Here is a 10,706-nt window from a genome sequence, read left to right on the forward strand (position 1 = left end):
GCCCATGACGATGAAGATGGGAAGCGCCATGCACAAGGAAACGAAGACCGGTAACCACTGCACGCCAGTTAGCACCGCCCATTCGTTCAGACGAAAGCAATAGGCCAGCCAGATCGTCAGGACACAAAGACCGGAATCTACCAGCAAGGCGAGAGCGCGTTTGGCAGCACGCGGCATGGCCAGCAGAGGGGCGACGAGCGCCTGCATCGGCACCAAGAACCATCTCGAGCGTGGCGTCTCAGTGGGGGTATTTTCAGGCATTGCTTCCCAGCGTCTCGCGGATCAATCAGACAACCACCTTCTTGTCATTTTCTGCAACGAGCGCAACTGAAATAATCGGAAATCAAAGCCTTCCGCACCGCTTATCTATCAGAAGTTGCTGCCCTGTAATCTCAGGTCGGGTGCACCAGGATAGACATTTATTGCCGGCCCTTTTCAGCAATAAAAACCACAGCAAATGGCGCGCCGGTGGGCGCTTAACAGCGTTCGATAATTATATCACTATCACGAAATGGACGAGAGGCCGGAGCGACATCGCTCGTATGGATATGGAGCCTTCATCCTGTAGCGACGACTTATTTGGTTGCTACATGGCACCGTGATTGCTAGTTAGCCTTCCCTGACAACCTGCGAGGCAAATTCTTGGCAGTACTGAGAAAGCTCTATTCGGTATTAGATGCTCGCGAGCGCCTGCGGGCCGCGATGATATTTTCGTTGATGGTAATGTCTGCTTTTCTTGAAGTTGCGGGTGTGGCTAGCATATTGCCATTTATCGGCGTGTTAGCAAACCCTGATATAATTCAAACCAATCATTTTATCTCACTCGCTTATCAAACATTTGCTTTTAAGGACACGCGCACCTTCCTGATCGCATTGGGCGTGGTGATGCTCGTTTTCTTGCTGTTCAGCCTCAGTCTACGTGCATTGACGGTTGTCGCCATACAACGTTTTTCAGTGATGCGAATTCACGCAATATCGATGCGTCTCCTTAAGACCTATATGGCCCAGCCCTATGAATTCTTCCTGGAGAAAAACACATCGAGTTTGTCGAAATCGCTGCTGTCTGAAGTCCAGGAGGTTGCCGGCAACGTTATGCTGCCTGGTATGCGCGCTCTTGCGGGGATAGTCGTTTCCACTGCAATCGTGGTTCTGCTGATTGTTGTCGAGCCAGCGACATCTGGCGTCTTGGCCGGCTCTTTTGGACTGAGCTACATTGCAATCGACGCGTTCACACGGCAACGCGTTAAGTATTCTGGCGAACGACGCCTTAAAGCCAATGATGCCCGGTTCGTTGTTGCCGCAGAGGCGCTGCAAGGCATCAAGGAACTGCGGTTGCTCGGGCGGGAAGAGGAGTATTTGTCTCGATTCGGAGTGCCATCCAAAGCCTATGCCCACCATCAATCAATGACGATGATTACTCGCGAACTTCCGTTCTACTTTATTCAAGCTGTTGCGTTCGGATCCATGCTTGGCGTACTGCTTTATTGGATAGCGCGTGGGGACAGGGTTGACGAAATACTCCCTCTGATGAGCTTCTTCGCTTTTGCCGGCTATCGGCTGCTTCCGGCGTTCCAGGATGTGTTTCGCAGTGTTGGACAGGTGCGATTCGCTCTCCCTGCACTTGATGAGTTGCTGCGCGATCTGTCTCTAAAGCAGAATAGTCTTCCAATAGGCGCTCGGCCGGACCAGCCATTGCCATTCCGAAATGTAGTTCGCTTCGAGAATGTCGATTTTCAATATCAGTCTGCAAAATCGAAGACCGTAAGCAATATTAGTCTGAACATTCCTGTTAATAGTACCGTCGCATTTGTTGGACAAACAGGCGCGGGCAAAAGCACGATTGTTGATCTTTTTCTCGGTCTTACGACGGCGACGTCCGGACGCATAACTGTAGACGGCGTGCCTCTGGACATGCGCAATATCCGCGCATGGCAGTTGAATTTGGGATATGTGCCTCAACAGATCTTTCTCGCAGACAGCACGGTCTTGGCCAATATCGCATTCGGTGTTCCTCGTTCGGAAATTGATAATGAAGCGGCGAAGCGGGCGGCTACGCAGGCGCACATCCATGACTTCATCGTGAACGAACTTCCTAATGGCTACGACACGATCATTGGCGAGCGGGGAACCCGTCTTTCCGGAGGACAGCGGCAGCGCTTGGGCATCGCGCGTGCCTTGTATAGAGACCCTCAGGTGGTTGTCTTTGATGAAGCGACTAGTGCGTTGGATACCCAGACAGAGGCGGCGGTAATGAAAGCGATATCTGAACTCGGGAAGCACAAAACGATTGTCATAATAGCCCATCGCTTGATGACGGTACGCAACTGTGACCAGATCGTCCTTCTGGATCGTGGCCGGCTTGTCGCGCGAGGTTCATACGAAACTTTGCTAGAGAATGAGGAACTCTTTCGAGACCTCGTACAAGCGTCACCGCAAGGAATGCCGCTGCAATGAAATCAGCCGAATATCGCATGATAACACGATTTAAAAAACTCCTTCAGACGCTTCGTTGGCTCACACCGATGGCCGGAGGTCCTGTCGCTGCGGCGCGCACGATTATTCGGCGAAAAAGAAATCCCCTCGGCCTGCTCGAGGTGAAGTATGACGGGAAGCCGCTGTTTTTCAGGGGCATAGACAGCAATGCCATTGTGGAGGTACTCCACGAGCGCGAATATGCATTTCTGGACGCTGATCTGCTGTCTGCCGAGGCGCCATGCGTGCTGGACGTAGGCGCTCATATCGGCACCTTTGCTGCTTGGGCTCTCAAGGTCAATCCTCAAGCTAACATTCTAAGTGTTGAGGCCGATATCCATACCTTCGCCGTGGCGACAAAAAACGCCAGTTCTCGTTATGCGAATTGGCGCGTAGTCAACTTCGCAGCCTCTGGTTCTGACGGAAAGCGGTTACGCTTTTCGACCGCAGGACCTTCGATGAGCCACCGGGTTTCCTCTGAAGGTGATTTGGAAGTCCAAACGATAACGCTTCAAACTCTGATGGACAGTATCGGCAACCGAACGGAGGTAGATATCCTAAAGATCGACATTGAGGGTTCCGAAGAAGATTTCCTGTGTGCAAAGCCGGAATTGCTCGCGTCGGTAAAGTGCCTGGTTATCGAACTCCATCCGGCTATCTGCGATACTGAACGCGTTCGAAAGGCGATTTCCAGTCATTTCAAAATGGTGACCGAGGTGCTGGGCCGTCGATCGGACAAGCCGCTTCTGTTGTGCCGGAAGTAAGAGTTGCGGGGAAACATGCGCGAATTTCAAGACGGAAGTGGCCTCGTTGGGTTTGATATCCCTACCTTTCGGCGCCTGTTGCATATGCTCAAGCGTGCCGGAACCATCAGCACGTTGAGATGCCTTGAATATGAACGCTTGAAGTTCCTGGGCCTTGAGGGATTGGTGTTGGATTTTGGTGGTGGTAGCCGAACCAACTATAGCCAGCACGTCAAAGAATGGATTAAGCCCGGCGCTCCCTTCGAGTACGAGTCCGCAAATATCGACCCTAGCACCGAACCAACGTATCTCGTTGAGCCTGATGGTCCCTTGCCTTGCGCCGATCACCGCTATGATGCCGTCGTGTCGTTCAATACTTTCGAACATGTCTATCAGGGAAAAGAAACGCTGATCAAACTCCAGAGGGTATTAAAGAAGAGCGGACGTCTACATTTTATCGTACCGTTTATCTTTCGAGTTCATGGTCATCCCAGCGACTACATCAGGGGAACGCCAGCTTATTGGCAAACGTTGCTCGACGAGTGCGGCTTCACGCTTATATCCACAACTGCCCTGCTTTGGGGGCCGTACTCGACGGCATGCAGCGTTACGGGGCTGCCTGGCCCCTTCAAGCGCACGCGCACTCGTATTGCCTTAACAATCGACTACCTACTTGCACGTTGGAAGTTCCGGAAGGGTGGAGAAGCTAAGTTCAACCAAGACCATCCCGCTGTTAGATGTGCCCTAGGCTACCTCATCAGTGCGAGAAGGGAGTGAACATTCTGATTAGGATGGAGGCTATCTCCATGCAGATTGGAAACGAGACAATCTTTGGTGGAGCGGAGACGAACGGATGCCGCAAATAATCGAATCCAACGCTGTGCAGATGCTGCTTGTTTCGTTTGGCGGGGTCATCGCATACGGAATTTACAATTTTCGTCCATGGCTTCTTGCTCTCGCCGGCGTGGTCGTGGCGCTCCTGATCCACTTCAGCTTTCTGTTTGATGTCGGCGAAGTCTATAGTTATTCCGACTTCTATAAGAGAGCTTTTTGGTATTTTGGCGATGACGTAACTACTTGTCTGGCAGCGGTTTACATATGGTCGCTCCTTTCTCGTCGCCCCAAGTTGGGATGTGTCTTGGCGACTGCAATCCTCCTCTCGGGGGGGAGAATTGGCATAGTATTGGTGATCATACAGATTGGTTTATTGTATTTCGGGCCGAATTTGCATTATCGCGGTCTCTTCACGACGGTAGCTCTCACAATAGCGACGGCTATACCCGTGTATTATTCTTCCGTCCTCGTTTCGCCGACTATGATTTCGGTTGGAAATGAGGTTGCGTATCAACTTGGCAGCAATAAGACTTGGTTTCAAAAGACAACGAACGGAGCTGATTGCATCGGTGACAATTGCTTTGAATACAAAATCAAAAGGCCCTTGCGCATCCGAATCTATGGTGCCGTCGCGGGGCTGTGGATGACGCTCGACGGCGGCTATCCGGGATCGAGATTCCCCAACACGCCAGAGAAGCTAGCTAACCTCATGACGGAAGCGAATCCTTGGGGGCTAAACGACAGGCTCGACATAACACGGGAAGATTGGCTTATGGTCGGCACTATCCAGTCTCCGTATCTTCAGTTTGGCGCCGGGTATGGTCCCTTCTTTCTGATCGCAGCCATGAGCATAATTGGCCTAATTTGTGTTGTCGGCTTCCGAAACCTGCTCGCGCAGCCCGGAGAATCAGGTTCCGCGTTCGCGATATTCTTCATAGTGAACGCCATATTCAACCAGACCCAGGCCTGGCTATTGCCTGGTCCAATCCTCTTCGTCATGGCGTTGTGCGGAACTAACATGATTGTGCAACCTTTTTTGACCAGCAGGCGGTCTGGCAATCAGGCCCAGCCCGTCGCCGTGGCAAACGGTTAGGCCTATCGACGGCCACCGGGTACCCTACCTCGTATGCTCGGATTCCGAAAGAGTAACCGAATGGCTCCGCTGATCACCATTGGCATCACGTCCTTCAATGCCGAGAGGCATATTGCCGGTGCCATATCTTCGGCCGTTGCTCAGAGTTGGGAGCCACTGGAGATCGTTGTCGTTGATGATAGATCGAGCGACCAGACGTTCGAGTTGGTAGAGCAGATCGCCAAGAAACATCCACAGCTTCGGCTGTTCCGTCAGTCTCATAATTCAGGAGTAGCTGCGGCTCGTAATCGAATAATAGCAGAAGCCAGAGGCGATTTTCTTGCGTTCTTTGATGACGATGATATGAGCGATCCAGAAAGAGTCGCCAAGCAATACCGGCGGATTGTCGAGTATGAAGCCAGAATTCCTGAAAGGGTACCGTTAGTCTGTCACACAGCCAGGAGGCAGATAGCCCGCGATGGCACTGAACGCGTAGAGCGAACGATGGGATGCTCCCAGGAAAGGGAGGCGCCTCATGGTCTGGCCGTTGCGGGGCGGCTCTTGTGGGGCGAGCCGGTCGAGGATGGCTACGGCGCGGTCGCTACGTGCTCTCAGATGGCAAGGACTTCGACTTACATAGAGCTTGGCGGATTTGATCCTGCCTTCCGTAGGTCCGAAGACATGGAATTCTGCGTGCGCGTGGCAAGAGCGGGCGGTCACTTTATTGGGATCGCTGAACCGCTCGTGACCCAGACGCTGACATACAGCTTCGATAAGTCGCTCGATAAGGAGCTCCATTACAAGCTCCAGGTCATCGACAAGCACGAGACTGCATTCAAAAACAAGGAACACTATCGCTTTTCGAGGGAATGGATGAAAACAAAGTATCTGTGGTTACGAGGCGACCAGCCTGCCTTTATCCGCAAACTGATGATCAGCGCCATAACCCATCCATTTTTGACGTGGTCCCGCCTGTGGTATGCACTGCCGCAGCTTGATAGCAACCGTAGTTTTTCCCTGTTCCATCGCAAGTGACATCCATGCACCAGAGCGAGCGCGTCACCGTTGGCATTACCTGTTACAATGCACGCGACACCATCGGCAAAGCTATCAGGAGCGCCCAGTCGCAGGATTGGCTCGATCTCGAAATCCTCATCGTCGATGATGCGTCAACAGACGGATCGGCCGAGTATGTCGCATCTTTGACTGCTGATGATCCCAGGATCCGCCTCATTAGTCACCGCGAAAATGGGGGCGCTGCCAAGGCAAGAAACACCATCATTGAAGCAGCGACCGGAGACTTCATCGTTTTCTTCGATGATGATGACGAGAGCGCCGCCAAGCGGGTAATGCTGCAGGTTGCCGCGATAAAGTCGTTCGAGGCTTCGAACGGATCTCGGGCGGTTGCGTGCTATGCCGCAGGGGAGCGGATTTATCCCAACGGCCATCTCAAACCCCTTCCCGCTATCGGGTCCACGGGGACCACACCATGCGGAAAGGACGTCGCGGATTATCTCCTCTTTTATAGGCGGAGGCCGGATTACTTTTATGGTTCGGGCACCCCCACATGTGCGCTGATGGCTAGGCGAGAGCTGTTCCTGAAGCTCGGCGGCTTTGACGCGTCGTTAAAGCGCGTTGAGGATATCGATTTCGCCATTCGTCTCGCGCTCGCGGGCGGCTGTTTTATCGGGACGGCCGAAAAGCTGTTCCTGCAGCACTCAACCCAGGGATCCGACAAGTCGCCAGACGCAAATCGCACTGCCGAGATCGCAGTCGCAAAAAAACATCAGGGATATTTGCGGTCTATCGGCAAATATCATTATGCCAGCCATTGGCCGAATCTGAGATATCACCATTTCAAGCGGCAGTACTTTCGGTTCGTTGTCCAGTTCCTCCTTATCTCCACAAGAAATCCTATTCTCGCCACCTCACACCTTTTGGCAACAGGGCCGAAACGCCTTCGTCATGAGAGGCGCATGAATAAAAGGAATATACAATGAGGTTGTTATTTGTCGCCCGCGCGATGCATAAGATGGCTGGTGGTCTTGAGAGGATGATCGTGACCATCATGAACGAGATGGTCCGTCGCGGACACCAAGTGGCCCTTCTGAGCTGGGACCGAGACGATGCGGAAGCTTTTTATCCGATGGCCTCGGAAATAGGCTGGTACAAGCTACACACGGGCGATGCCGCTCGGAAGGCGAATGTTTTGACGCGCTTGCAGCGCGTGCCGAAGATTCGCAGATCCGTTTCCCAGTTCTCTCCGGACGTCATCATTTGTTTTCAAGGCGGCCCGTTTCGGGCTATGCTGTCCTATACAGCCGGAATGGGAATCCCTCTGATCGCGGCCGAACGTACAGCGCCCACGCTTTATGAATATGCCAACAGCGCGTGGAGCAAACGAAAAGAACATTTCAGCTTTCATTTCGCAAAACGCATCACAGTGCAATTCGACCGATATCGGGATTACTACCCGAAGGCTCTTCATGAACTAATCGTCGAGACGCCCAATCCGGTCTCCGAGGCTCATGAATTTGCCGTCGCTGGGGCCGCAAACCGACAGGGCCGCTTCACGCTGCTCTCGGTCGGCCGACTGAGCTATCAAAAGAATTATCACGCTCTGCTGCAGGCCTTCTCAATCGTCGCAGATCGGTTTGTAGACTGGGATCTGAAAATCGTCGGTGAGGGCGAGAACCGGATGTCCCTCCAAGAGATGATCGATAGCAGCCCCAACCTGCGGGGACGCGTATTTCTGACAGGCACGACCTCGGACGTGGCGTCAGTTTATATCTCATCCAATCTGTTCTGCCTGCCGTCCAGGTGGGAAGGTTTTCCAAATGCTCTGGCCGAGGCTCTTGCGCACGGCCTGCCTTCCGTAGGCTATGGCGATTGCGCAGGAGTCTGCGATTTGATACAGCACGGCGGAACAGGTTTGCTGGCTGAGGGGAACGGTTCGCCTGACAGCCTTGCGAAAGCATTGGGCGACTTGATGGCTGATCATGTCCGGCGGGCCGAAATGGGCGGCAATGCACGCCTTTCAATGCGTCGATACCTGCCCTCAGCCTGCTTTGATCGCTGGGAGAATGTCCTGAAGCAAGCGGCCAGTTGATGAAATTTTTGTTTTGCATCAAATCAGTGACCACGCTTGGTGGCGGCGCCGAGCGTGTTTTTGCGGAAGTGGTGAACGGTCTTCACCATCGCGGTCACGACGTCTCGATTCTGACGTTGGATGGTATATCGGCATCTTCCTTTTATCCCCTAAACTTGGAGATAAAACGACATGCGCTAAAGATCCGCGGCTTGATGCCGCTCCCGCTTATCAGGCTGCGGCGACGTATCCGCGAATTGGCTCCCGATGTTGTTCTGGCATTCATGCCATCGAGTTACACACCAATCGCTTTCGCGTTAATGGGATCTGGCCTGCCCATTATAGCCAGCGAGCATAATGTGCCTGCTCGCTACAACGGGACGCCCCTCAAGTGGATGCTGCTCAAATTGTCCGCTCCATTTGTTAAGAGGTTTACAGCTGTTTCAAGCCAGATGAAACAGCTGTATCCGCCCGCGATCCGCGCCAAGATGGACGTGCTACCCAATCCGACCGGGTGGTCTGCTGATCGGCAGGCTGACGTTGTTGGCATGGAGTCGGCGCGTACCCTCCTCGCAGTCGGGCGACTTCATCCGCAGAAGGATCATATGACACTGGTACAAGCCTTCGCCTTGATCGCCAGCGATTTTCCAGAGTGGACATTGAAAATCGTCGGAGATGGCGACGAGAGAGCGGCGATAGAGGCAGAGGTAAAGCGCCTAAGATTATCGGATCGCGTGCTCATCCCTGGCAGCACGCCGGATATCTCCTCCGAATATAGCACAGCGCAGCTCTATGTGATCTCATCTGCCTATGAAAGCTTTGGCCTGGCGACTGTGGAAGCGCTGGCTCACGGACTGCCAGCGATCGGTTTCAGTGACTGCGCTGGTACGAACGAGCTCATCAGAAGCGGAGAAAACGGTCTCCTCGTGGATTCTCTGCCTACAAAAGCGATCGCCCTAGCCGCCGGCTTGCGACAGCTCATGCAGGACGGCGAGCTTCGCCTTCGCCTGTCGAAGTCCGCCAAAGTCGCCCATGCCGGCGCGGCTCTGGAAGAGGTGCTCGACAAATGGGAGGCCATCAGTTTCCAATCGTTCACGGCCTCATCTGGAAAATTGCCGGGCAGCCGCAGATGGTGACCATGTGTAAACTGGCAATCGTTTCAGCCCCTCGGAGTGAATAAGCTTGAAGGTGCTCTTCTTTGTAACCGAGGATTGGTACTTCCATTCTCATCGCCTGCCGCTGGCCGTCGCCGCGAAAGCAAAAGGTTGCGAGGTGGTTGTAGCAACGAGAGTGACGGATCATCGGGATGAAATTGAAAAACAGGGGATTCGCGTTGTGCCTCTGAGGCAGCTTGTCCGGTCAAGCCTGAACCCGTTTCGGGAACTTGGTGCGATCGCGGAGCTCTATTCGGTTGTAGCGCGCGAAAAGCCTGATGTAATTCACAACGTTGCAATGAAGCCGGTCATGTATGGCAGCATCGTCGCCATGTGGACAGGCGTCTCCAGACGAATAAATGCGTTGGGTGGCCTGGGGTTTGTATTTTCATCCCAAAACCTAAAGGCGAGAATTCTAAGGAAATTTATAGTTTCGGTCTTTCGCTACCTGCTCAACAGGAAGGGTACGGCTGTCATTGTCCAGAACAGGGAAGACTTCGACGTCGTGACCCGTGCATGTGCCGTCGATGAGGCTAGAGTCCATCTTATCCACGGCGCCGGCGTCGATTTGGACGTTTATGTGCCCACGCCGTTAGTCACGATTGACCCTATAGTGATGCTTGCATCCCGGATGATCCGGGACAAGGGGATAGGCGAGTTCGTCGAAGCGGCGAAGTTGTTGCGGGCCGAGGGCGTGAATGCACGCTTTGTGCTGGTAGGGAAACCGGATAGCGAAAATCCCGCATCGGTACCTGAAAGCGAATTGGCGCGTTGGGTTTCCGAAGGTGTTGTTGAGTGGTGGGGTCACCGTGAGGATATGCCCCAGACGCTTGCGCAAGCTTCGATCGTTTGTTTGCCGAGCTATTATGGGGAAGGCGTGCCTAAGGTTCTCATCGAGGCCATGGCTTGCGGCCGCCCGATCGTCACCACTGATATGCCCGGATGCCGCGAATTGGTCGTCGATAGCAAAGCTGGGCTGCTGGTCAAACCTCGTGATATCGAGAGCTTGACCGCTGCGCTGAGAGCGCTCTTACTCGACCATGGAAAGTGCGAAGCGCTTGGAGAAGAAGGACGTAAGCTTGCGTCGACAAAGTATTCCCTACCTATAGTCGTCGAGGGGGTGCTGGATCTTTACGGCTTAGCCCCTTGACGCCTGTCAGAGGGCGGTCAAAAGCAAGCAAACGATCAAAGAAGCGGGCCGCTCACCTCGTTCGAAGGGTGAAACCCGTATCTATGTCGAGAAGAAACGGTCGGCAGGGAGCCGAGAAAGGTGGGAATGCGCTACTTCATTACAGGTACTGCCGGCTTTATCGGTTTTCATCTGGCTAGGCGCCTGTTGCAGG

General features: G+C 53.5%; 9 protein-coding genes and 1 pseudogene. 9 read left to right on the top strand and 1 reads right to left on the bottom strand.

The window, feature by feature from the left end:
• Window positions 1-261, bottom strand: a pseudogene (locus tag CO660_RS31655) (polysaccharide biosynthesis protein); the annotation flags it as partial.
• 381 nt (window positions 262-642) lie between these two features.
• Between CO660_RS31655 and CO660_RS31660 the strand changes: the two are divergent.
• From CO660_RS31660 to CO660_RS31700, 9 genes are all read left to right on the top strand, one after another.
• Window positions 643-2,454 (top strand): ABC transporter ATP-binding protein, encoded by a 1,812-nt coding sequence (locus tag CO660_RS31660; protein WP_097601814.1) that lies wholly within the window; start codon window positions 643-645, stop codon window positions 2,452-2,454.
• A complete protein-coding gene (locus CO660_RS31665) occupies window positions 2,451-3,236 on the top strand; it encodes an FkbM family methyltransferase (protein ID WP_097601815.1) in 786 nt (261 codons plus the stop codon). The genes CO660_RS31660 and CO660_RS31665 overlap by 4 nt, the downstream gene beginning before the upstream one ends.
• Window positions 3,237-3,251: 15 nt before the next feature.
• The gene (locus CO660_RS31670) at window positions 3,252-3,992 is read left to right on the top strand and encodes a methyltransferase domain-containing protein (RefSeq protein WP_097601817.1); all 741 of its coding nucleotides are present in this window, start codon (window positions 3,252-3,254) and stop codon (window positions 3,990-3,992) included.
• 76 nt (window positions 3,993-4,068) lie between these two features.
• A complete protein-coding gene (locus CO660_RS31675) occupies window positions 4,069-5,142 on the top strand; it encodes a hypothetical protein (protein WP_097601818.1) in 1,074 nt (357 codons plus the stop codon).
• 60 nt (window positions 5,143-5,202) lie between these two features.
• Complete coding sequence (locus CO660_RS31680; RefSeq protein WP_176536417.1) at window positions 5,203-6,156, top strand: glycosyltransferase family 2 protein; 954 nt, start codon at window positions 5,203-5,205, stop codon at window positions 6,154-6,156.
• A 5-nt stretch (window positions 6,157-6,161) separates the two neighbouring features.
• Window positions 6,162-7,121, top strand: coding sequence for a glycosyltransferase family A protein (locus tag CO660_RS31685; protein WP_097601821.1), 960 nt, complete (start codon window positions 6,162-6,164; stop codon window positions 7,119-7,121).
• A complete protein-coding gene (locus CO660_RS31690) occupies window positions 7,118-8,230 on the top strand; it encodes a glycosyltransferase (protein WP_097601823.1) in 1,113 nt (370 codons plus the stop codon). Before CO660_RS31685 ends, CO660_RS31690 begins: the two co-directional genes overlap by 4 nt.
• A complete protein-coding gene (locus tag CO660_RS31695) occupies window positions 8,230-9,345 on the top strand; it encodes a glycosyltransferase family 4 protein (RefSeq protein ID WP_097601825.1) in 1,116 nt (371 codons plus the stop codon). The genes CO660_RS31690 and CO660_RS31695 overlap by 1 nt, the downstream gene beginning before the upstream one ends.
• A 52-nt stretch (window positions 9,346-9,397) precedes the next feature.
• On the top strand, window positions 9,398-10,513 hold the full coding sequence (locus tag CO660_RS31700) for a glycosyltransferase family 4 protein (RefSeq protein WP_097601827.1): 1,116 nt from the start codon (window positions 9,398-9,400) through the stop codon (window positions 10,511-10,513).
• Window positions 10,514-10,706: the final 193 nt, after the last annotated feature.

It is taken from the genome of Rhizobium sp. L9 (genome assembly GCF_002531885.1).
Classification (GTDB): domain Bacteria; phylum Pseudomonadota; class Alphaproteobacteria; order Rhizobiales; family Rhizobiaceae; genus Rhizobium.